Origin of the sequence: Nakamurella aerolata (assembly GCF_013002705.1) — a bacterium.
In the GTDB taxonomy this organism is placed as follows: Bacteria; Actinomycetota; Actinomycetes; order Mycobacteriales; family Nakamurellaceae; genus Nakamurella; species Nakamurella aerolata.
This window is the reverse complement of sequence record NZ_JABEND010000012.1, coordinates 48,875-73,558: the sequence shown is the minus strand read 5'-3', so window position 1 is coordinate 73,558 and position 24,684 is coordinate 48,875. Positions and strand designations below refer to the sequence as shown.

Sequence of the window (24,684 nt, the reverse complement as noted above, 5' to 3'; positions counted from 1 at the left end):
TGCTCCGGATTTTCGGCTCAGTTCCCTGGTCGGCGGCCACTTCTTCCTGCACAGCGCGGAGCCCGAACTGTGGCAGTTGCTCAGGAGCGAGATCGACGGCACCGCCGCCGAGCCGACGGTGCCGTCCGGGCAGGACGTCGACCTGTGGTTCGTGCCGCTGCCCGCCGTACCGGACCCAGCGGCCGCGTCGTCGGAACCGGGACCGACGCTCGGGGCGCGCGCGGTGCAGACCGCTGATGCAGAGCGCATCGCGACGGCCGCCACCGGCTGGCTCGGTCCCGGTGAACTGGCTCGAGCGTCCCGGCTGCGATTCGATCGGGATCGACGCAGGTACCTCACCAGATGTCTTGCCGTGCACCGGGTTCTGCAGAATTACGGCATCGAGCTCAAGGGCAAGGATCTGCCGACGGACGAGCGTGGCAAGCCGATGCTGCCTGGTACCGACCTGACCATCAATTGGAGCCACTCGGAGGGTGTGGTGCTGGTGGGAATCGCGCACGCGCGCTCGTTCCCGGGTGGTCTCGGGGTCGATGTGGAGCGGGTGCGCACGCTGGCCGGACTGCCCGGCATGCAGGGGATCGCCCTGCACCCCGACGAGCCGCGGACGCCGACGACGGCGATACCGCTACCGGCGGCCGACGCTGACTACCGAGCCAGCTATCAGCTGTTGGCCCTGTGGACCGCGAAAGAGGCGCTGCTGAAGGCCACCGGCGACGGGCTGCAGGTTGAGCCGGCGACGGTCAGCTTCGCGCCGCTGCGATGGCCGGACCGCTGGCCGGTGGTGGACGCCGGTCCCCGCGCCGATCTGAATGCTTACACCGTGCTGCCGTTGCGGTTGCCGGGCAGCGTCGGCGCCGTGTGCAGCCGTGAACCGATCGGGCGAATCAGCTTGCGCGAGTTCGCTGCTGCCGACTGGAGAGGGTTGCTCGGTGACTGATCCCTTGCTGTTGGTGCGGCCAGACATCGGGGTGTGGCAGACCGTGTTGGTGCGCAGTGCCGGTTTTCCCACCGACGTCCTCTCCGGGCTGTCGAACCCGCAATTGGCGTCTTGGGTTGACGCGCAGCAGACTGCCGCAGCTGCACCGGATTCCGCGACCGACAGCCCTGACCAGGTGGCCGAGGCGATCGACCAGAGCTTCTTCGCCCAGGGCCAGGCGCTGGCGCGGGCCGGGGCGGGCGGTCTGTTGGCAGAAGCGCTGACCTGGCAGAACCGTCCGGCGCTGTCGACGCTCGCCCGGGTCAGCAGTGCAGGGCCGCGAAATCGCAAGCGCCGCAAGGCTATCCGCACGTTGGCGCGATACTGGCAGCGGTACTGTGCCAAGAGCGAGACGATCGGATTCTTCGGGCCGATCGCGTGGACGGAGCTTTCCGACGAGGTCAGCGGCATCCAGGTGAAGCCGGGTGAAGGCCTGGTGCGCAGCCGGTGGGTGTGCTGGGAGGACTGGGCGATCGGCCAGCTGACGGCGACGTTCAACGCCGACCCGGTCTTCGCCGCTGAGCTACCGCTGTACCTACCGTCGTATGTCAGCATCCGCGGTGACGCTGCCGCCGCAACCGCCGTCGTTGCCGGCGGCAATCCGGTCCAACTGACTGAGCTGGAGACCGGGCTGCTGCGATCCTGTACTGGCCGCACAGTCGCCGGGGTGGCGGACGAATTGGTCGCGGCCGGCAAGGCCAGGACGGCCGACGATGTCGCGGTCACCGTCGACGCCATGGTGAGTCGCGGCCTGCTGATCCGCGGATTCCAGGTGTCGTCACGGCCGACCGCCATGCAGGAGCTGCGTGGCCAGGTCGACCGGATCGGCGACGACGCTGTGCGCGCCGCCGCCCTGCGGACACTCGACCTGCTGGACACCGACCTGCGCGCCGTCGCGGCAGCGGCCGGTGACGCGACCGCACTCGGCCGGGCTCTCGACACCCTTGAGCATCATTTTGTCGAGCAGACCTCGGCAGCACCCAGCCATCACCACGGGCAGACCTATGCCGGGCGTTCGCTCTGCTACGAAGATGCGACCCGCGAGGTGAACCTCCAGATCGGCATGGATGTGGTGCGCTCGATCGCCGACCCGCTGCGGCTGGTGATGATGGCGGCGAGCTGGTTCTGCGCCGCACTGGCCGAGGCCTACGGCCGCATCTGCGATGAGCTGTTCGATGATCTCGAGGCCGACGCCGGCGGTCGGCCGGTGCTCATGTCCGACCTGCTGTTCATGGTGACAGGGGTGCTGTTCGGCGGCGGGGAGCGGCCGATCGATGGTGTGCAGGCCGAACTGGTCAGCCGGTGGGAACAGCTCATCGGCTCCGAGCGCGCTTCGGGACCGCTGCGCGCAGCCGACCTGCTGGACCGGGGAAAGCGGCTGTTCCCGGTGACGCGGTCGCCGTGGCCGGCGGCCACCTTTCACTGCCCGGATCTCCAGTTCGTCACCAGTGACCCGGAACGGGCGGCGGATTGCCTTGTGGTGCTTGGCGAATTGCACGCCGGTTGGGCCACGTTCGACTCCTTTGCGCTGCTTGCCGGGGCGGACAACCTCGAGCAGTTGCGCGCCGCCGCCGCCCGAGACCTCGGTACGCATCGGGTCAGGCTGCTGCCACCGCCGGGCTGGCCGCGGACCACCGGGCGGCTGGCGGAGTGGTTGATCAATCCGACCGATCGATTGTTCGCCTTCACCGCTGATCATGTGGTGGCGCCGTCGTCAGCCGAGTCGCCACCACTGCTGCGCAGCGTCGACCTTGTGGTCCGGCGCACCGAGCACGGGCTGCTGGCGACCGAGCTGACGCCGGACGGCGAGGGTCGTTCCTGGCCGGTTCTGGAGCTGCTCGCCGATCTGTTGGCGATCTACAGCGTCGACGCCTTCAAGTTCACCTCCACGAGGGCGCATCAGCCGCGGGTGACCATCGACAACCTCGTTGTCACCAGAGAGCAGTGGCGAAGCGATTGCGCGGCAACAGGTGTGGTGGACACCGCAGACTGTGCCGAGCAGTATCTGGCGCTGCGCGCCTGGCGCCGTGCCAACGGGTTCCCCGAGCGGGTTTTCGTCAAGCTCAGCACCGAGGTGAAGCCGGTCTATCTCGACTTCAGCAGCCCGGTGCTGGTCAGCTCGGCGGCGGCGATGATCCGTTCAGCAGCGCTGGAGCACGGCGCGCAGACCGCGCTGACCGTCAGCGAGATGCTGCCGGACCTTGACGCGAACTGGCTGCCGGACGCCGACGGGCGTCGCTACGTGAGCGAGGTTCGGCTGCAATGTCGCTATCTGCCCGACGGTGGTCCGACGGCGGAACGAGCGATGCCATGACAACGACGCAACACCTGGGTTCGGGTACCGGCCGTGCGTACGGCCCGCTGGACCCTGCGCCGTACCGCGATGTGCTCACACCGATCCTGGCCGTGGCAGAACGGCGGCCCACCGCGGTCGCCGTGCGGGACACCGACTCTGCGCTGAGCTACCAGGATCTGGTTCAGCGGGCCGCCCGATTGGCCGGAGCGCTGCAGCGGGTCGGCGTCGTACCGGGGGAACATGTGGTGGTGGCCACCGGGCGCACCGTCGACATGGTCGTCGCGGCGGTCGCGGTGATGGCCAGTGGCGGCGTTTACACACCGGTTGACGTATCGGCGACGCAGCGCGCCGCCGAGATCGCCGCCGACGCGCAGGCGCGCGTGATGCTCACCGACCGACCGGCGCTGGCTGCCGACCTTGGGCTGCAACCGGTGCCGATCGAGCTCGGCGTCGATCCGGCCGGATCACCGTCGTGGCAAACGCCGCACCGACGTGCCTACCTGCTGTACACCTCGGGATCAACCGGGACGCCGAAAGGCGTTCTGGTCCGGCAGTATTCATTGGCGAACTACCTGTGGGCGCTCGGGCGGCTGATGCCCGCCGGTGCCACCGACCGCGGACTGCTCTTCTGCTCGCCCACCTTCGACGTGTCGATGAGCGACATCTTTCTGCCGCTGGTCCACGGTGGCACCGTTGTGGTCCCTGATGCGGCGACCAGGGCGGATCCCCAGCGGCTTCAAGACTTCTGCGCCGAGCAGGCAGTCACCACCATGTTCCTGCCGGTGTCGATGCTGCCGCTGCTGGACCCGGTGCGACTACCAACGCTGGCGGTGCTGCAGACCGGCGCAGAAGCCCCTGGCCCCGAGCAGGTCGCCCGCTGGACGATCGACAGTCGGCCGGACCGCGGATTCGTCAACCTCTACGGTCCCACCGAATGCACCATTGCCGTCGCGGCCAGCTGGCCCAGCGGTCATTGGGAGCAGCCGCTGCCGATCAGCCCGGTGCTTCCCAACGCTGTGGTCGAGGTGACGGCCGAGGGCGGTGAGGTGCTGGAAACCGGTGCGGTGGGCGAGTTGTGGGTCGGCGGCGCCGGATTGTCCGACGGCTACTGGCGACGCCCAGAACTCACTGCTGAACGATTTGTCGATACCCCCCGTGGTCCGCGCTACCGCACGGGCGATCTGGGTCGGTGGAACGCCGACGGGTCACTGTCGTACCTCGGTCGTGCGGACCGCCAACGCAAGGTGCGTGGACAGCGCATCGAGCTGGGCGAGGTCGAGGCTGTGCTCACCCGGCATCCGGGCGTCAGCGTGGCGATAGCTGACACTGTCGAGGGACCCGGTGGCGCGCAACTGGTTGCGTTCTTCTCCGGCACTGCCGACGCCGCGCAGCTGCAGCACTGGGCGGCCGACCGCCTGACGGCCGCGATGACGCCGACCCAGTGGCGCCGGGTCGACACGTTCCCGATGACGGTGTCCAACAAGGTCGACAGAACGGCGCTGCTGCGGTTCGGTCTCGACCCGTCCAAGGCCGGCGGCAGCAACTCGGCGGATCCGGTGGCCGGCGCGGTCGCCCACGCCGAGGCGCCGGGAGGTGCCGGCGACGCCGGTGTGGTCGATCCGTTCGCGGGTGCCACCGATCCGCTCGCGGATGCCGTCGCCGAGTGCTGGGCGTCGGTGCTCGGCGTGGCGAAGCCGACCAAGGACGACGACTTCTGGGCCAGTGGAGGGCATTCCGTTGCCGCCATGCAGCTGGTCGGCGCGGTGCATGAAAGAGTCGGCAGGCGGGTCCCGGTCGAGGCGGTGCTGCGGGCGGGAACCCTTGGTGCGCTGGTGGATGCGGTCCGCGCCACGGCACCCGCCCCCGCGGCCGAGATCGACGCCGGACTGCCGACACCGGAGGCAGCGCAGACCAACTCCAACGGCTCGGACAACGCCGCCACGCCCGACAGTGCTGCCACTTCCGACAGTGCTGCCACGGTCGACGGAGCCCGAACGACCGACACAGCCCGAACGACCGACAGAGCCGTCACCCGGCTCACCAAGGGACAACGGCGTTTGTGGCTGGCGGACCTGCTCAATGCCGGAGATGGATCGGCGAACATTCAGCGCAAGCGGCGGCTGTCCGCGGCACCGGGCCAGACCGGCCCTGACATGGCCGCGATGGCAGTGGCCGTGCAACAACTGCAGCGGCGCCACGAGGTCCTGCGCTGGCGGATCTCCGCCGCCGGTGCCGAGCCGACGGCCGTGGTGGTCGCCGACCCCGTGGTGCAGCTGCGCGAGGTGACGGGACCGGAGCACGTGACCCCGGCCGACAGCGGATTCGATCTGCAGGACGGGCCGCTGTGGCGCGCCGAGTGGTACCGCGACGGCGCGGCAGATGTGGTGCTGGTGCTGTGTTTTCACCATCTGATCTTCGACGGCTGGTCCATCGAGCCGCTTTTCGCCGACCTGGCCGCCTGTTACCGATGGGCGGTCGGGCAACAGCCGGAGCCGGCGCCGCCCGCTCTACAGTTCGCCGCCGCCACCGACCAACTCGCCACCCTCGACGAGCAGCACCGCGATGCCGACTTGCAGTGGTGGGCGCGCCAGCTGCGCGGCGTGCCGACCGCACCGGTGGTGCCGTCGACGCTGCCCCGTCCGCCCGTCGCCGGAACTGCGGGCGCGGAGCGCACTCTCGAGCTTGACCCGCTGCTGGGTGACCAACTCGGCGCGGCGGCAGCCGGATGGAACACCACGACGGGAGTGCTGGTACTGGCAGCCTGGAGCCAGGCCGTGCTGGCCACCAGCGGCGCGGCTGACGGGGTGCTTGGCTGTGTGCTGTCCGGCCGCAGACTGGCCGAGCATCGCGACATCGTCGGGATGTTCGTCGACATCGTGCCGCTGCGCGTGCGCCAGCATCCCGCGCTGACCTTCCGGCAGCTTGTTCGCTGGACGCACCGCGCCGCAGTCGAGGCACAGACCCATCCGGCGGCCGATCTCGCCGAGATCGCCGGCGCGGTGGGAGCCCAGCGCGACCCCGGCCACGCGACGTTGGTTCAGGTGGTCTACAACGCCTACAACTTCGCCGAGCCGTTGATGGATCTACCCGGTGTGCTCGACCAACCTCTCGAGCCGGAATCCGCCGGTTCGCCGTTCGACCTGACCTGCTACTTCGAGAACGATCCGGCCGGACGGCCGCGGTTGCGCCTGCAGTACAACGTTGACCTTTTCACCGCATCCGACATCGATGCGCTTGCCGGCGCGACCGCCGCCGTCCTGCGCAGTGGACTGGCTGAGCCCGATCGTGCTCTCGAACTCGACGGGCTCACCGACCAAGCGGGATTCCCCGAGGTCTGGCGTACACCCGGCCGGCCGGTCGCCATCAGTGCCCGTGCGGCAACCGCAGCCACCGAGCGGACCGTCCCCACCGCCTCTGGTCGATCGTCGCCTGGTCAATCAGCCGCTCGACCAAGCGACGATGCCGCAGCCACCGCAAGGCAGGCGACGGCGCCGACCGGCCTGGCTCAATCAGCCGCCGCAGTACCGGATCTGAGTTGGCCGACGGACGAGTACGCCCGTTCCGTTCGGCTGGTGGCCTCCGTGTGGGCGAAGGTGTTGCCGGAGCCGGCGGCGCCCCAGATCGGTTGGGACGACAACTTTTTCGATCTCGGCGGAACGTCGCTGTTGCTGGCGGAGCTGGCCGACGAGCTCACCAGGCGATCAGGGGTGACGGTGCGAGCGGTCGACATCTTCACCTTTCCCACGGTTCGCGGCCTTGCCGAATTCCTGTTACGCCGGGCCGACGGAGGCGGGCAGAGCCCCTATCGAACCGCGGGCAGCGTCCCCGTTCCGGTACGCGGAGCCGACCCAGGCGCCCGAGGCACTTCACGCAGGGCCGCGGCCCTGCGGCGGCAGCACAGCCGCGCCGCCCTGCAGCAGGACGGCGGGCGCAACAGTGAGGAACACCAAGAAAGAAGGCAGCAATGACCGACGTCGTCGACGACCTCAGTGGCTACGCCCCTGTCAGCCTTCGAACCGTGTCGCCCGATCCCGAATCCGACGGCACCGTGGGACAGCCGGCCGCCGACCAGGTACCGACCGAACTGACGGCGGAGGTCGAACCGATCGCCATTGTCGGAATGGGGCTCCGCACCGCCGGTGCCGACAGTGTCCAGGCGCTCTGGCGCAGTCTGCGCGACGGGGTCGACGCCAGCACCCGATTCTCGATGGAGGCGCAACGCGAGCTCGGCGCCGAACCGGACATGTACGAGCATCCCGACTTCATCCCGGTGGCATACGTTGTCGACGACGTCGATGCCATTGACGCGCCGCTGTTCTCGATGAGTCCGCGCGAGGCGGCGCTGGCCGACCCGCAACAGCGCATGATGCTTGAGGTCGCCTTCACCGCCCTGCAGGACGCCGGCATCGACCCGGCGCGGTTCGGCGGCGAAATCGGCGTGTATGCCGGAGCCGGCTCGCCCGGCTACCTGACAACGAATCTGATGGCGAACCAGAAGGTGTGGTCCGGCGCCGGCCGCCTGGGTATCGCAGTGTCCAACAATGCCGATTACACCGCGACATCGCTGTCGTACCGCCTCAACCTGACCGGTCCGAGCCTCACCGTCGCGACCGCGTGCTCCACCTCGCTGGTCGCGGTGCACACCGCCTGCGAAGCGCTGCGCAACCAAGAATGTGACGCGGCCATCGCCGGTGGCGCATCGATCGAGTTGCCGCACGGCGGAGGGTATGTGGCGCACGGCGGATTCACCTCGGCCGTCGGCCAGGTGCGCGCGTTCGACGCCGACGCGAACGGCACCGTATGGGGATCGGGCTGCGGAGCCGTTGTGCTGAAACGATTGTCCGATGCGGTTGCCGCCGGAGACCAGATCCATGCGGTGATCCGCGGTAACGCCATCAACAACGACGGCGCGACAAAGGTCGGCTTCTCGGCGCCCAGCGTGCAGGGCCAGTGCGCCGTGATCGAACAGGCCTACCAGCTCGCGGGCATCTCACCGTTGACGGTCGGGTACCAGGAGGCGCACGGCACCGGAACGGCGATGGGTGACCCGATCGAGGTGGAGGCTCTGACCAAGGCGTTCGGCAACCTCACCAACACCCCGCCGGGCCCGGGATCGCCGCTGCAGCAACCCGATCGGACGCCGGTCGCCGGCGCCGGCGTCGGCGGGGCACCCAGCCAGTGGTGCGCCATCGGCTCGCTGAAAACCAACATCGGCCACTGCTCGCAGGCGGCCGGAGTGTTGTCGCTGATCAAGGCGGCGCTGGTGGTGAAGACCGGCATCGTGCCGCCCTCGCTGCACTTCGATGAGCCCAACCCTGCCATCGACTTCGAGCGCACCCCGTTCTTCGTAGCGAGCACCCTCGGCGCTTACCCGCTCGAGCAGGGGCCCCGCCGGGCCGGTGTGTCGTCGTTCGGTATCGGCGGCACCAACGCGCACGTCATCGTTGAAGAGCCGCCGGCCGCGCCCGCGTCGGTGACCGCCATCCAGTCGGTGCCGCAGGCCCAGTCCCAGTCTGCTCCGGCAGTGCAGTGGCCGCAGCTGCTGCGGGTCTCGGCCAGGACCGCACCGGCGCTGGACGCCTCGACCCGGCAGCTCGCAGAGTTCTTGTCCGACAACGACAATCGCGAGATCCCGATCAGTGACATTGCGGCAACGCTGGCCAACGGCCGACGCCGATTCGGCCACCGGCGAGCGGCGGTGATTCCACCGGGCTCATCCAATGCACAGGCCGCTGGAGTGCTCGCCGACTCGAGCGCAGCCGGCGTGGTGCCGAGCCAACCCCGCCCGGTGATGTTCCTGCTCTCCGGCCAAGGCTCTCAGTACCCGGGCATGGGTCGCGAACTGGCGGCAGCCGACCAAGCCTTCGACAGCGACATGCGGGAACTGGCGGCCCTGTTCGACAGCCAGCGCGAGCACAGTCTGGCGGAGCTGATCTTTGCCGATCCTTCCGATCAGCAGGCCGCGGAGACGTTGCGCCAGACGGAGTACACCCAGCCCGCGCTGTTCTGTCTCGAGGTTGCGCTGGCCAGGTATTGGCGCCGCCGTGGCGTTGAGCCGCACGGCCTGCTCGGGCACTCCATCGGCGAGTTCGCCGCAGCCGAGATCGCCGGCGTGATGTCAACAGCGGACGCGGCCACGATGGTCGGCCTGCGCGGCCGCCTGATGCAGGGCATGCCCGGCGGTGCCATGGCTGCCGTGTCCCTGCGGCCGGATGACCTGCGCGAGCAACTGCCCACGGGGCTGGAAGTCGCCACCGTCAACGGTCCGTCGGCCTGCGTCGTCGGCGGCCCGAAAGCTCAACTCGAAGCATGGCTGGATCAACTGGGCAAGCGTGCGCACGGCAAGCTGCTGCGTACCTCGCACGCGTTCCATACCCAGGCAATGGAGCCGGTCGTCGAGCCGTTCGCCCAAGCGCTGCAACAGATTCAGCTGCTTGCTCCGCGGATCCCGATCATCTCGACGGTGACCGGAGCGCTGCTGACCGAGCAGCAGGCGACCGATCCGCGGTACTGGGCCGAGCAGGTGCGTCGACCGGTGCGGTATTCCGATGCAGTGGCCACCGTTGTCGCTACCGGCGAGGTGCGGTTCCTCGAGATCGGCCCCGGCCGTCAGCTCGCTGGGCTGGCCCGCATGCAGACGCGGTCGGGCCCGGTGCCGTTGCCGTCGCTGCCCAGCCCCGGGGACGGCAGTAGCGACGTCGCCGAGATCACCACAGCGGCCGCAGCGCTGTGGTGCGACGGCTGGGATGTCACCGTGCCCGGCGATGTCGCCGGCTATCGCACGGTCGCGCTGCCGACCTACCCCTACGAACGCACCGTGCACTGGGTGCATCCGGATCCGGCACCGGCACCGTCGAAGGATATGGCCACGGCGGACATGCCGGTCGAAGTGCCGTCCGACTCGATGTCGGGGACGCTCCACAACCCGAGCGGCGCAGCCGATTCGGTGCCCGGCGTTCCGGCGACGCAGCAGCCGACAGCAACCGCAGGCTCACCGTCGGTCGCCGCGCCGACCTCGGTATCCGGAGCGAGTACGCCGGCCAGCCCCGTGGTCAGCGAACCGGAACGGCAACACGTGCCGGCGCCGACACCGGAGCCGGCCACCGCACCGCAGCAGGCCGGCATCGAGGGGCCGTTCCCGTCGCCGTCGGACTGGTTCGCGGTGGCCGGCTGGCAGCAGCTGCCGCCGCAGACCGAGCTGGCAACTCCGGAGCGGGTGGTGCTGATCGGGCAAGGCGCGCGTGTGCGAGAGCTGTTGGAACAGTTGCGGTCTGCGGGGTCATCGGTCACCGCGGTCGACGTTCCCAGCGTGGCCGAGCATCCGTACCCGGACGAGTTGGTCGAGCTGATCACCGATCGTGCCGCGCGCTCGGCCGATGTGCACGTAGTGCACGCCGCCACGCTCGACGACGTACCCGCCGGCGACGACCCCGCGGCCGTCATGGCGGCACAGCGCAGGGGCTTCTTCGACGTACTGACCCTGCTGCAGCTCATCACCGCGGCCGGTGAACCGCCGACGTTCCGGCTCGACCTGCTGGCCCCGGCAGCGCTGCCCGCCCCAGGAACCCAGGCCGGCCATATCGAGCATGCGACGCTCGCCGCCTTCGCCAAGATCGTCGATCTGGAGATCGGGTCAATACACACCAGATACATCGACGTTGACCCCGACTCGAGTGCGGCAAGCATCGCGGCGGAGCTGGCAGCACCCGATGCGGTCAGCGCCGCCTCCGGCCGCCATGCCCGACCGACCGCACCCGCCGAGGTGGCGATCCGGGGCGGTCGCCGCTGGACGAAACGGTTCTCACAGGTTGCCGCCTCCCGCGGGCAGGACACCCGCCTGCGGCGCGGTGGCCGCTACCTGATCACCGGCGGCACCGGAGGAATCGGCCTCTCGCTGGCTCTTGACCTGGGTTGCAGGCTGGGCGCTTCGGTCGCGCTGCTCGCGCGCTCGCCGCTGCCGCCACGATCGACCTGGGCTACCGAAACAGACACCAAGCTGCGCCGCCTCATCGCCGTCGTCGAGGCGGTGGAGGCCGCAGGTGGCACCGTCACGGTTCGGCAGGCCGATGTCACCGACCCGGATTCGGTCGCTGCCGCTCTGCGCGACGTGCACCGCGGGTGGGGTGGTATCGACGGCATCGTTCACGCGGCTGGGGTACCAGGCGGCGGGATGATCGAGGTGAAGGACTTCGAGGCTGCCGAGGATGTCCTGAAACCGAAGCTCGCCGGCACCGTCGCCCTGAAAAACGCTGTGCGCCGGACCTTCGCGGCTGATTCACCGACCAGGGCGCCGTTTGTCGTGCTGTGCTCGTCGATCACCGCGGTGTCCGGTGACGTGGGGCAGATCGACTACTGCGCCGGCAATCTGTTCCTCGATGCCCAGGCCCAGGCCGACGACTGGCCGGGGCCGGTGGTCTCGGTCAACTGGGGCGGATGGTCGGGAGTGGGCATGGCGGTGGAGACCGCGACCGGCGGCCCCGGCCGGCGCACCACCCGCGTCGACCATCCGGTGCTGCGTACCGCGTCGGTGAAACCGCACGGCGCCGGCAGCATCGGAGTTGTCAGCGGTCAGGTCTCCGTCGACACCTGCTGGATGCTGGCCGAGCACCAGGTCGGTTCCGACCCGGTGATTCCCGGCACCGGCCTGCTCGAGCTGCTGCGCGCCGGATTCGCCGAGACCGTCGCCGGGCCGCCCGGCGCCGTCGTACAGCTTGCCGACGTGGCGTTCGTCGAACCGTTCCGGGTTCCGCAGGATCGCACCGCTACCGTCCAGGTGGAGCTCGACAACACCGGCGCCGCCGCCGATCTGCGGGTCTACTCCGAGATCGACGGCGAGCGCACCCTGCACGCACAGGGCCGCGCCAGCTGGCTGACGGCTGAACATCCGGAACCGATGGACATCGACACGCTCATCGGATCGTCGGAGGAGCTGCCGTCCACCGACGATGGCATCGGGCGACCCGGCGGGCGGACCAGCGTGGTCACCTTCGGTCCGAGATGGGCAAGTCTGCAGCGGCGCTGGCAGCATGGCGACACCGAGGTGGCCGAGCTTCGGGCGCCGGCGGCATGCGAGAAAGACAACTGGGTGCTGCATCCCGCACTGCTGGACGTGGCGACCGCGTTCGGCCAGCGCGGGACCGGCAGCTACCTGCCACTTGGCTACGGAGAAGTGACGGTGTGGGGTCCCATCGGACCCGACGGGTTCAGCGTGCTGACCTACCACGGCGAACCGGACGAGGTCGTCACCACCGACGTGACGGTGGTCGGTCCGGACGGCACCGTTGCCGTTTCCATCAAAGACTTCACGCTGCGCCGCATCGATCCGGCAGCGGTGGGGGCCGAGGTTGTCGCCGTGCCGGACCCCGAAACCGGGCCGGGCAGCGGCGCCGACGCGTCGCCGGACGGCGGCCCCGCCGTCGCCGGTTCCGGTGCGAGGGCGAAGGGCAAGGCCGCCGACCGGCTGTTCTCGGAGGCGCTCTCGATGCTCGACGTCGATCGCAGCCCCGGCCGGATCGCACCGCAACAGGGCATGCAGGTGTTCGAATGGCTGCTGTCCAGGGAATGGGGACCGCAGGTGGTGATCAACCCATGGTCGGTGCGGGAAATGATGATCCGGGTGCACGGGTCGGTACCGGACGACGGCATCCCGGGCACACCCCCGACAGTGCCCGCTGATCCGGCGGTCGGCACCCCGGCGGTCCAGGCGCCGCCGGCCGCCGACAGCCACAACCCAGTCGGAGCGGCGCAACAGGCGGAGGCAGTCGCCCCGGTTGCGGCCACCGCCGCGGTCGGTCCGCAATCCCCGGCGAACGGTGGCGAACAACCGCCGGAAGCAGGAGTTGCTGCCACGACCACCACGGCCGCTGCGCCAAACGCTGACCCGTCGGCACCATCCGAAACCGTTGCGGGGTCCGAATCCGCTGCGGCGCCCGCGACTGCGACGGATTCCGAAACCGCTACGGATTCCGACGATCTGGTCGCGTCGGTGGCGACGATCTGGGCAGAGGTGCTGGGGATCGACGAGGTGGCGGCAAACGACAACTTCTTCGACCTGGGCGGCAACTCGTTGGTGGCGGTGCAGTTGATCGGCCAGATCCGCAAGCGTCTTGGGGTGCGGCTGCCGATGCGGGCCCTGTTCGACACGCCGTCGGTGGCGGACATGGCCGAGCTGGTCAGAGCCGGTCAGGCCGGTGCGCAGCCCACGCCGGACGCGCAGCCGACGCCGGGCGCACAACCCGGCAACCACGGCGACGCCGGCTCGGCGGCCAACTCCGCGGAAACCGTCGCCCCACAGCCGAATACGGCTATCCCTCGCCTTGACCGTGCCAACCTGGCCGCAACTGAATCGAGTCGACGGTGAACAATCCGGATATCACCTCACCCGAAGCGTATGTGCCCCAGCAGGTCTGGTTGACGGTCAACACCGGCCTGCCCGACTTCGCCACCCCGGCGTCACCGGCCCAGGAGCGGATCTGGCTGGCAAGCCAACTGGCCCCGGGCGCGCAGTATCGGATCAACGATCAGCTCTGGTTCTACGAATCTGCCGACGCCGACGCGCTGATCGACGCACTGCAGACGGTGCTGACGCGCCATGAGAGCCTGCGCACCGCCTTCACGGTCGACGACGGCGTGCTGCTGCAGCGTGTCTCTGGCCGCGTCGAGGTACCGATTTCCTATTGGGACTACGCCGATCTGCCGTTCGAGAGCATCCGACCGCTGCTCGGCAGGGTGCACGCCTGGGTTGCTGAGCAAGAGATCCCGATGCACAGCGCTCCGCTGCTGCAGGCGGCGGTGATTGCCGGTCAGGACGGAGCCGGGCTGAGCTGGTCGGTGCATCACACCGTGATGGATGCGGCTTCGGTGCTGACTCTGCGCGGAGAACTCACCGAGCTGGTGTCGGCCGCGCGGGCCGGACGTGAGCCCGAGTTACCCGAATTGCCCATCCAATATGCCGACTACTCCGAGTGGTACCGGCAGCAGTTGCAGGCGGAGCTGCCGGAACTAGATGCGTTCTGGAGCCGTCAGCTCGCCGATCTTCCTGCAACGCACCGTATTCCGCTGGACCGCCCCCGCCCGGACGAACGTACCTTCGCCGGGGACGAGGTGGTGGTACGGCCCGATCCCGCGCTCCGGGCCGGTGTTGCCGATCTGGCAAGGCAGTTCCGCGCCACCGAGTTCATGGTGTGGTGCTCGGCGCTGGCCGCGGTGGTAGCCAGGTGGTCGGACAGTGACGACTTTGCCATCGGGGTACCGGTAAGTGGCCGGGACCGTGCTGACCTGGAACCTGTGGTCGGCATGTTCGTCAACATGATCGTGTTGCGGGTCGATGCCAGCGGCGACCCGACGTTCGGTGAACTGCTGACCCGGCTGCGCGCGGTGACGCTGGATTCCCTTGAGCATCAACGGATGCCGTTTCAGCGGCTAGTGCATCAGTTCGCCGGCGACCGCAGCTCAGCGGCTCCGCCGCTGTACCAGATCGGCTTCAACTTCATTCCGATGACGTTGCCGACGTCGGCCGGAGCCGCGGAGGACGACCTGCTGTGCGAGGTGGGTGACACCGCGGTCCGGTTGGAATACAACACCGCGCTGTTCACCGAGCAGACCGTACGGCAGGTCGCGACAGCGCTGCTTGACCTTGTCGGTGTTGTCGTCGGCGATCCGGACCGCAGGCTCAGCAGCCTGCCGGCACCGGTCCGCCCGGTGCCAGGGATCCCGGTCGAAGCGGAGCAAGAGTCGGTACCGGCAGGCAAGTCCGCCGACAAGATCGCACACCAACCGGGGCCGCCGCAGGACGATCTGGAGCAGCTGGTCGCCAGGATCTGGATGGATGTGCTTGAGGTCGACACCGTCGACCGCAGCGACGACTTCTTCCTGCTCGGCGGTCACTCGCTGCTCGCGCTCAGGGTCATTGCCCGGCTGCGGGAAGCCGCCGACGTCGATCTGCCGATCGCGGAGTTCTTCGACGACACCACGGTGGCCGGCATCGCCGCTGCGCTCGGCCGGGCCATGCTCGCCGAGCTCTCCGCCTTGTCCGACACCGAGGCGGCCGCGCTCGCCGGGGAGCTGGCCGCCGAAGAACGGGGAGCCACTCCATGAGCATCGACCAGGCCGCCGCCGGCCTCAGCGACGCGCAGCGGGAACTGTTGCGGCGCAAGCTGGCCAAGGCCGGCCAGGCCGCGGCCGGAAGCCGACCGGCACCCCGCCGGATTCCCCGGCGCACCGCTCCGGCTCAGCTCTCGTTCGCTCAGGAGCGGGTGTGGTTCATGGAGCAACTGGCCCCAGGAACCGCCGCCTACCATTCGGCCCAGGTGCTCACCTTCCCGGCCGAAGACCTCGACGCTGCCGCGTTGCGCCGGGCGTTGCGCTGGCTGGTGGCTCGGCACGACGCGCTGCGGATGAGCTTCCCGCCCACCGCCGACGGCAAGCCGGCCGCGGTGATCGCCGATGCGCGGGATGCACGCTTCGACGACCTGATGGCGCAGAGCGTGGCTACCTGTGAGGACGCGGCGCTGGCCCGAGCCGACGAAGTGGCGGCCCGCCCGTTCGATCTGGGGTCCGCTCCGCTGCTGCACGCTGAGCTGATCACCGTGCCGGGCGCCGCGAAGGCGTACCTGGTGCTCGCGCTGCACCACATCGTCACCGACGGTTGGTCGAACGACATCCTTACCGGCCAGCTGGCCGAGCGGTACGCCGCCGAACAGTCGGCGATCACTGCTGACGACGCGCCGGACCCGGTGCAGTACAGCGACTTTGCCGAGTTCCAAAGGGGCGAACTGGGCACCCCTGGCATGCGGCGACGCGTCGAGCAATGGGCCGAGCACCTGACCGGGATCCCGGTACTCACCCTGCCCACCGATCGCCCGCGCCCGGCGGAGCAGACGTTTCGTGGTGCGGAGCAACGCTTCTCGCTGACCCCCGAGCAGTGCGTCGGGTTGACGGCGTTGGGCCGACAACACGGCTGCACACCGTTCATGGTGCTGTTGACGGCCTATCAGCTCGCCCTCTCTTGCTTTGCCGGGCAGCGTGAGTTCGCGGTCGGCAGTCCGGTTGCCGGCCGCAGCTATCCCGACCTGGACGACGTGGTCGGCATGTTCGTCAACATGATGCCGTTGCGGGCCGACCTCACCGGCGATCCTACCGTCGGCGAGCTGTTGGCCCGCACCAGAACCGAGGTGCTGCAAGCACTCGACCGTGACGACGTGCCGTTCGAGCAGGTGGTGCAGCAGCTGAATCTCCCGCGCGACCCGTCCAGATCGCCACTGTTCCAGGCGATGTTCGTGCTGCAGAACTACGCCAGATTCGACGGTAACGGCGCGGTGGCCGAACGTTCCGTCGGTTGGCAGCCGGTCGACGTCGCTGCCACCCGGTTCGACATCGAACTGCATGCGCACGACGTTCCCGGCGGCGGTATGGGCTGCCGGATCGTCGCCAACCCCGACCTGTTCGACGACACCACCATCGGCCAATTCGTCCAGACCTTTGTTGCCATCGTCGACCAGCTGCCGGCAGCCGCCGATCGCCGGATCGGAGAACTTAGCTGGCTGGGTGCCGAGCAGCGCCGGTTGCTCGCCGAATTCAACGACACCGCAACACCTTTCATCGATCAGCCGGTAACGCTCACGGAGCTGATCGACCGGGGATTGGCCGAACACCCAGACGCCACCGTGATCGCCGACAGCGGACACGAGGCGATTGCCACCCGCAGCTGCAGCTTCGCCGAACTCGACCGCGCCGCCGATCGGGTGCGCCGGCTGCTGAGCGACACGGGCGTCCGCCCCGGCGACGTCGTCGCGGTCGGGATCGAGCGCTCGCTCGAGCTGGTGGCGGGGCTGGTGGGCATTCTGCGTGCCGGCGCTGCTTACCTTCCGCTCGATCCCGAATACCCGGTGGACCGGCTGCGGTTCATGCTGGACGACTCCCAAGCCGTTGCCCTGCTCCGCGCCGGGGACGGCGGCCCGATCGGGCAGCTTCGCGGCGCTGCCGACCGCTCCGGCACGCTCGCCCTGATGGATCTGGCCGGGATCTTCGATGCCGATGCCGATGCCGATGCCGATGCCGATGCCGATGCCTGGGTCGGGGCCGGGGCCGGGGCCGGCGATGGCGGGGCCTCCGACGCCGGGACGGGGAGCTCTCCGGCGGCAGCGTCCGCTCCGATCGCGCCGGGCGACGCCGCATACCTGATCTACACCTCGGGCTCCACCGGAAAACCCAAGGGTGTCATCAACGAGCACCACGGCATCGTCAACCGGCTGCTGTGGATGCAACAGCGCTTCGGTCTCGGTGCTACCGATGTTGTCCTGCAGAAGACACCGGCCAGCTTCGACGTGTCCGTATGGGAGTTCTTCTGGCCCTTGATCTTCGGGGCCGAGCTGGTACTGGCCGAGCCAGGTGGTCACCGCGACCCCGGGTACCTTGCCGACGTGATCCGCCGGCGCGGGGTCAGCGTCACCCACTTCGTTCCGTCGATGCTCGAGATCTTCCTCGGCGACCTTGCCGCGGCACCGGAGCAGCAGCCGACCGCACTGCGCGCGGTGGTGTGTTCCGGGGAGGAGCTCCGTCCGGACACCGCGGAGAAGACGGCGCGGCTGCTGCCCGGTGTGGAGTTGCACAACCTTTACGGCCCAACCGAAGCCGCCGTCGACGTCACGGCCTGGCGCTACCGACCGGAGCTGGTGGCGCGCATCGGCCGGGTCCCCATCGGGGGCCCGGTCGCCAACACCACCATCCGGCTGGTCGACGCCACCGGCAGCGAGGTTCCCGTCGGTGCCTTCGGCGAACTACTCATCGGCGGCACCCAGGTGGCCCGCGGCTACCTGAACCGGGAAGAGCTCACCGCCGAACGGTTCCGGGCCGGCCCGGACGACGGGCAAGGGCATCGAATCTGGTACGCCACCGGCGATCAGGCCCGCTGGCGCGCCGACGGCACCTTGGAATTTCACGGCAGGCTCGACGGACAGGTCAAGCTGCGCGGGCTCCGGATCGAACTCGGCGAGATCGAACACGCGCTGGCCGCCCAGCCAGGGGTGTCGGCCGCCGCCGCGGCGGTCAAGGAGGTCGCTCCTGGCGATTACCGGCTGGTCGGGTACGCGGTTGCCGACCCGGCCGCCGAGATCGATCCGGTGGCCCTGCGCACGGCACTGGGTGCCGAACTGCCCAGCCACATGGTGCCGAACCACTTCGTCAGCATCGCAGCACTTCCGTTGTCGCCCAACGGCAAACTCGATCGAGCCGGCCTGCCGTTGCCCGAGATCGCGGGCGCCGGCACCGAATACGTCGCGCCGTCAACAGCGCTGCAACAACAGATCGCCGGGATCTGGGCCGAGGTGCTCGGTATCGAACAAGTGGGCGCCGGCGACGATTTCTTCGCGATCGGTGGGCATTCGCTGCTGGCCACCCAGGTGGTCGCCAAGCTGCGTCCGGTCGCCGAAGCGCACGGCGTACAGGTCGGGGTGATGGACATCTTCCAGCACCCGACGGTCGAGAAGCTGGCCGCGCTGTTCGACAGTGACACGCCGACCGAACGCGGGCTGCTCTACCAGCTGACTCGTGGTCGATCGGTTGCCGCGACGGAACTTTCGCTGGTGTGCGTACCGTACGGCGGGGGATCGGCGGCGGTCTATCAACCGCTGGCCGACCAGCTGCCCGAATCGCATGCGCTGTGGGCGGTGGCGATACCCGGCCACGATGTCGGCCTCGACGAACAGGGTCTGCCATTCGACGAGTTGGCCCAGCGGTGCACGGACGAGGTGCTGGAGAAGGTGACCGGCCCTGTAGTGCTGTACGGCCACTGCGGCGTCGGCGGAGCGTTGATCATCGAGGTGGCGCGGCGGCTGGAGGCGGCAGGGCGGGACATCGAGGCCGTCTACGTCGGCGGCATCTTCCCGTTCGCCAGAGCCCGCGGGCGGTTCGCCAAGCTGACCCACTGGTTCTCCGAGCGCGCCTCCAACCGGTCGCACAGCAACTGGTTGAAGTCGATGGGCGTCGATCTTGACGATCTGGACCAAGCGCAGGTCGACCGGATCATCACCAACATGCGGCGGGATTCCGACCACGCCGAGGAACACTTCACCCAGCTGCTGGACAGCAACCCGCCGCGGCTCAGCGCACCGATCATCAGCGTTGTCGGCGAACGTGACCCGGTGACGGAGTTCTACCAGGAACGCTTCAGGGAATGGGAGTTCCTGGCCGACCGCACCGCCCTTGTGGTGCTGCCGGAAGCCGGCCACTTCTTCCTCAAGTACCGCGCCGCCGAACTTGTCGACATCGTCACCAGCGTGCACCCGCAACTCGCCGGGCAGCGCCTGTCGGATGGCGCCGCCACCACGCCGGCTACCGGATCACCGCAGACCACTGCGCCGTCCAGCGCCGCGACCGAGCCGGAGGCATTCGGCGACTCCGATGCCTGGTGGGTGGAGGCGGTCGGCCGGCGCGGTGCCGGCACCGAGGTGGTCTCCGACCGCGGTGCGGCAACGCTCGCGCACGCCGGCAAGAACGATCGGGACGCGGCCCGCGGCCGCACCACGCGCGGTCCCGACGATGCGGTCGGCGTGGTGGAACCGAGCATGCGGCGGTTCCTGCTGATCGCCATCGGGCAGCTCACCTCGACCATCGGATCGCAACTCACTGGCTGGGCTCTGCCGATCTGGATCCTGCAACGCACCGGATCGCTGGGCCTGTTCGGTATCACCAGCATCGTGGCATTCTTGCCGGTGATTCTGGCCAGCCCGCTCGCCGGTGTCTGGGCCGACCGCTTCGACCGGCGCAAGGTGATTCTCACCGCCTCGTGCATCTCGGCGGTGGCCGAGCTGCTGGTGGCAGGCTTTGTACTGGCCGAGACCGATTCGGTGATCGCCCTCTACGTGCTGGTCTTCGTACTCAGTTGTGCAGGTACGGTGCAGCGGCTCACCTTTACGGCGGCGGTGCCGCAGATTGTGCCGAAGCGGTTCCTCGGCCACGCCAACGGCGTGATCGGCATCATCAACGGGGCAGGTCAGTTGTTCATCCCGCTGGTCGCCGCCGGCCTGCTCGGGTTGATCGGGCTGCGGGGCATCCTGGTGATCGACCTGGTCAGCTACCTGCTCGCCATCTCGGTGCTGCTGGTGGTGAAGTTTCCCAGAAGAATGGGCCGGCGGCGCCGGGAAACCTTCTCCGAGCAGCTGCTCGGCGGTCTGCGACTCACCTGGGGCAATCGCTATTTCCGGGCCATGCTGATCTTTTTCGGCCTCGGCAACCTTCTGTACGCACCGGCTTTGCTCTTCACCGCGCCGCTGGTGCTCGGCATGGGCGGTGACCTCGGCGACGTCGGGAGGGTGGCCGTGGTCGAGGCCATCGGAGCCCTGGCCGGCGGCGCGATCATGGGACTGTGGGGTGGCCCGGGCCGGCGCCGAATGGTGGTCAACATTCTGTTCATCGCGGCGGCCGGCGTGATGGTGATGGTGGCCGGGTCACGACCTTCGATCGTTGTGGTGATGATCGGCCTGTTCGGCACCGCGTGTGCTCTCGGCATCGCCAACGGCATCTATCTCACAACGGTGCAGATCAAGGTGCCACAGCGCTTCCACGGCCGGGTGTTCGCGGTCAACCAGACCATCGCCTGGTCGACCTTTCCCCTCGGTTTCGCCGTGACCCCGTGGCTGGTCGACCACGTCTTTCAGCCGGCGGTCGATCCCGGCGGTGCGCTGGCCGGCTCGGTCGGCCAGCTGGTGGGCACCGGCGAGGGCCGCGGGATCGGCCTTGCCTATGTGGTGTGTGGGCTCGGCATGCTGCTCAATGCCGTTGTGGCGCTGATGATCCCGCGGTTGCGCGACCTCGACACCCGCTTGCCCGACTCCGAGCCGGACGACCTGATCGGTGTCGCCGAGTTGCGGTCTCACAGCGACGGCGGCAGCGATAGCAACACCGGCAGCAACGGCAGCAGCACCGACGGCGACGGCGGGCCGAGCCCGGCGTCCCTGCGCGGCGCCCGGCCGAGTGGTGGCCGGCACCGGCGGGAGTCCAAGCAACCCGTCCTGGCCAGCGCAGGGAAGGATGACCGATGAGCGAACCCGTCTTCGTCGGGCCGGCGTCCAACGCGCCCGGCATGGAACCGACAGCGTTGCGCCCCTTCACCATCGGCGGTACCGGCACGTTGACGCAGGCGGCGGCCCTGCCCGGCCCACTGTCCCGGGCGATGGCCGGCCGGCCACAGCAGCCGCTGGCCCCTGCCCTCGCGTCCTACCTCGCGGTACTGGCCGCGCTGACCGGGGAGGAGTCGGTGTGCGCCGAACTTCACCTCGACGCCCGCGCACCGATGGTGGTCGCGGGGACACCGGGCGGGGCGTGGCCGCAGTGGTGCACCGCGGTGGCCGACGCGTTGACGGCCGCCGGCATCGATCGGCCGGCGTCGGCATTTACCTTGCGGCAACCCGGATTGCAGGTCCGGCTGGCCGGCCCCGAGCTGGAAGTGACGGTGGCCGCGGAGCTGTGGGACGAACGCCAGCTCGGGCAGTTCGCCGATCGGTGGTCCGCAGCCGCAGCTGCCCTCCCGGCCGCGCCGACGGCAACGAATGAGGAGTCGACACCGTCCTCGGGCACGGTCGGCACCAGCTATCTGGGTACCGTCAACGACCGGGAACGGTTGCTCGAGATCGGCACCGGCAAACACCGCCAGTTGCCGGACGAACCGGCGGCAGCGTTGATCCTGGCCGCCGCGGCCGCGCACCCCGATCGAATTGCGATTTGGCATCGCGACCGGGAGGTGAGCTACCGCGAGCTGGCGAGCCTGGTGCACCGCTTCCGAGCGGCGCTGGCCGACGCAGCGGTGGCGCCGGGGGATGTGGTGGCGATCAGGCTGCCGCGCGGTCCGGAGTGGATCGCCGCCGTGATCGCGGTGTTGGACCACCGGGCCGTGTACCTGCCGCTGGAGGTGGGTGGCCCGGCCGACCGGCAACGCGATCTGATTGCCCGCGCCGGTGCCGTCCTGATTGTCGACGAGGCGTTCGCAGACAAGGTTGGCGGTGCAGCTGCCCTCGCGCCCGCCCCGGGACGTGGTCCGGTGCCGGCACCGCAGGATCGTGAGAGCCCGGCCTACGTGTATTACACCTCGGGTTCGACCGGACTTCCCAAGGGCGCCGTCTGCTCACACGCCGGCCTGCTGAATCACTTGTACGCCAAGGTCGATGACTGCGCACTCACCGAGAACGATGTGGTGTTACAGGCGACCCAGGCCACCTTCGACATTTCGCTGTGGCAGTTCGCTGCACCGTTGCTGACCGGTGCTCACGTTGTTGTGCTTGACCATCAAGATCTGATGGATGTGCCGACGATGCTGCGGATCTTGCAGCGCCGCGGGGTGACGGTGGCGCAGTTCGTGCCGAGTTATCTTGACGTGTTGCTCACCCATCTGCTCGCCAAGCCGGACGAGGTGCAGCTACTGAGTCAACTGCGGTGTGTCTCGGTGACGGGGGAGGCGATCAGCAAAGATCTGGTCACCCGCTTCTTCCGGGCGCTCCCTGGCCGGACGCTGATCAACGCCTACGGCGCGACGGAAGCCTCCGACGACACCAACCATGAGATCTTGACGCAGCCGCCGGCCGGCCCCACCGTGATGATCGGTCGGCCGCTGGGCAACGTGACTGTCTATGTGCTCGACGCGGCTGATCGATTGGCGCTGCCGGGGGCGGTGGGGGAGATCGTGTTCTCCGGAATCTGTGTCGGCGTCGGCTATCTCGGCGATCCGGCTCGCACCGCAGCCGCCTTCGCCGACGATCCGATCCGGCCCGGCGAGCGGATCTACCGCTCCGGCGACTTCGGGCGTTGGCGCGCCGATGGGGTGCTGGAGTTCCACGGCCGGCGTGATCACCAGGTCAAGATCAGTGGCATCCGGCTCGAGCTGGGGGAGATCGAGCACTGGATGCGCGCGACGGACGGCATTCGGGCCGCCGCGGTGGTGACCGTGCCGTCGGGCAACACCAAGCAACTCGCGGCGTTCGTCGTCGCCGACCCGGGAGTGATGATCGACGTGCCGGCCTGGCGCGCCGAGCTGAGTCGCCGGCTGCCGCGGGGCGCGGTGCCGACCACCATCACCTTTGTTGACGACTTGCCCCTCAACAACAATGGCAAGGTCGACCGGGTGGCGTTGGCCGCGCGAGCCAGGCAGCAGGCCACCGATTCCACGGGCCAGGGCGGCGGCGAGCCCACCGGGGCCGGCCGGAGCGACAGCGTCGGCGACCCGGCACTCGCCGGCACCGCAGCCGTCCTGGCCGGAGCCTGGGCGCAGGCGTTGCAGATTCCGGTGTCGGCGGTAAGCGCCGACGCCGACTTCTTCGCCCTCGGCGGCACGTCGATGCGGGCGCTGCGCGCGGTTGCGGCACTCGACGGGTTGATCGGAATCGACGATCTGCTCCGCCACCCGGTGCTGGCGAACCTGGCGGCGCATGTCGACCGGCTGGCCGCCGGTGGTGCCCAGGCATCGGCACCGGCGCGAGCCGAGCTGCTGCACCTGGCCGGGCCAGGTTCCGACCGCGCGCCCGCGCTGATCTTTCTGCCGCCGGCTGCCGGTTCGGCGATGGCGGCACAGCCGCTGGCGGCGCCGTTCGCCGAAGCTTTTCCGCAGTGGGATCTGCTCGCCGCGCGGCTGCCAGGTCACGACGTGAGCGTCGACGGAGCTACCGTGCCATTGGCCGCGGCGGCGCAGGCATTGACCGAAGCGCTGGCGGCCCGGTCCGGCCCCGTGGTGCTGTGGGCACACTGCGACGGTGCAGCGCTGGCCGTGCAGTTGCGCCGCGCGGTGCCGACGGTGCGGGCGGTGGTGATGGCCGCGCAGCCGGAGCGGACGACTCCGGCGCTGCTCCGGGAACGTGCGGTGTTCGCGGTGCGCGATGACGACGAGCTCGCCGGCATCGTCGCCGCGCAACAGGGGATCGACCTGCGGTCCGGTGCGTTGACCGTCGAGCAGCAGCGGCGGCTCGGCGCGGTGTACCGGCATGATTCGTTGCAGGCCAACGACTATCTGCTCGATCAACTCGAGGCTGCGGCCGACCCCGAGCGGGCCGACAGCGGCTTCGGGCTGATCGGCGCTGCGGACGGACCGGCGGACGTCACCGGAACCGCGGCCGGCGTGCGGGTCTGGGAGGTCAACGCCGACGACGACCCGATCGCCGCGACCGTCGCCGGGATACAGCCGTGGCACGCCGAACGACAGCTGCGCCTCGCCGACGGTGGGCACCTGTTCCCGCAGAGCCGGCCGCGTGAGACGGTGGCGGTGCTCCAGCAGTTGTTGCCGACAGTCGACGAAGGTGCCGGCGACTCTCACCGTCTCGAAACCCCCGACGGCCCCGAAGACTCAGACCGCGCCGTGGAACCCCGCGACTCGCAGGGTCCGGCGGGGTCGCTGAACTCGGTCGCCGCGGCGGCCCGAGCCGGTGGGGGCTGA

The 24,684-nt window shown here is 69.3% G+C and carries 7 protein-coding genes (1 of these 7 running past the window's edge); all 7 read left to right on the top strand.

Features of this window, described 5'->3' with window-relative positions:
• Tightly spaced (each overlapping or abutting the next), the 7 genes in view from HKD39_RS16870 to HKD39_RS16840 form a layout consistent with a single transcriptional unit that may run on beyond the window.
• Positions 1-937, top strand: partial view of a thioesterase domain-containing protein gene (locus tag HKD39_RS16870; RefSeq protein WP_171201042.1) — the 3' portion only. It extends 647 nt beyond the left edge of the window; only the last 937 of its 1,584 coding nucleotides appear in the window; the start codon falls outside the window, past its left edge; the stop codon is at positions 935-937.
• Positions 930-3,290 carry a lantibiotic dehydratase gene (locus tag HKD39_RS16865; protein ID WP_171201041.1) on the top strand — a complete coding sequence of 787 codons (2,361 nt, stop codon included), beginning with the start codon at positions 930-932 and terminating at the stop codon, positions 3,288-3,290. The genes HKD39_RS16870 and HKD39_RS16865 overlap by 8 nt, the downstream gene beginning before the upstream one ends.
• Entirely contained in the window at positions 3,287-7,240 is a 3,954-nt protein-coding gene (locus HKD39_RS16860; protein WP_171201040.1) for a non-ribosomal peptide synthetase, read from the top strand. Before HKD39_RS16865 ends, HKD39_RS16860 begins: the two co-directional genes overlap by 4 nt.
• Positions 7,237-13,632, top strand: coding sequence for a type I polyketide synthase (locus HKD39_RS16855; RefSeq protein ID WP_171201039.1), 6,396 nt, complete (start codon positions 7,237-7,239; stop codon positions 13,630-13,632). Before HKD39_RS16860 ends, HKD39_RS16855 begins: the two co-directional genes overlap by 4 nt.
• Complete coding sequence (locus tag HKD39_RS16850; RefSeq protein ID WP_171201038.1) at positions 13,629-15,368, top strand: condensation domain-containing protein; 1,740 nt, start codon at positions 13,629-13,631, stop codon at positions 15,366-15,368. Before HKD39_RS16855 ends, HKD39_RS16850 begins: the two co-directional genes overlap by 4 nt.
• On the top strand, positions 15,365-21,310 hold the full coding sequence (locus HKD39_RS16845) for a non-ribosomal peptide synthetase/MFS transporter (RefSeq protein WP_171201037.1): 5,946 nt from the start codon (positions 15,365-15,367) through the stop codon (positions 21,308-21,310). Before HKD39_RS16850 ends, HKD39_RS16845 begins: the two co-directional genes overlap by 4 nt.
• Positions 21,307-24,684: an amino acid adenylation domain-containing protein gene (locus HKD39_RS16840; RefSeq protein ID WP_171201036.1), complete on the top strand. Its 3,378-nt coding sequence runs from the start codon at positions 21,307-21,309 to the stop codon at positions 24,682-24,684. Before HKD39_RS16845 ends, HKD39_RS16840 begins: the two co-directional genes overlap by 4 nt.

Bases quoted from the DNA above. Each gene is read 5' to 3' on its own strand.
- HKD39_RS16855 (WP_171201039.1), top strand. From the start codon at position 7,237: ATGACCGACGTCGTCGACGACCTCAGTGGCTACGCCCCTGTCAGCCTT.
- HKD39_RS16840 (WP_171201036.1), top strand. From the start codon at position 21,307: ATGAGCGAACCCGTCTTCGTCGGGCCGGCGTCCAACGCGCCCGGCATG.
- HKD39_RS16845 (WP_171201037.1), top strand. From the start codon at position 15,365: ATGAGCATCGACCAGGCCGCCGCCGGCCTCAGCGACGCGCAGCGGGAA.
- HKD39_RS16860 (WP_171201040.1), top strand. From the start codon at position 3,287: ATGACAACGACGCAACACCTGGGTTCGGGTACCGGCCGTGCGTACGGC.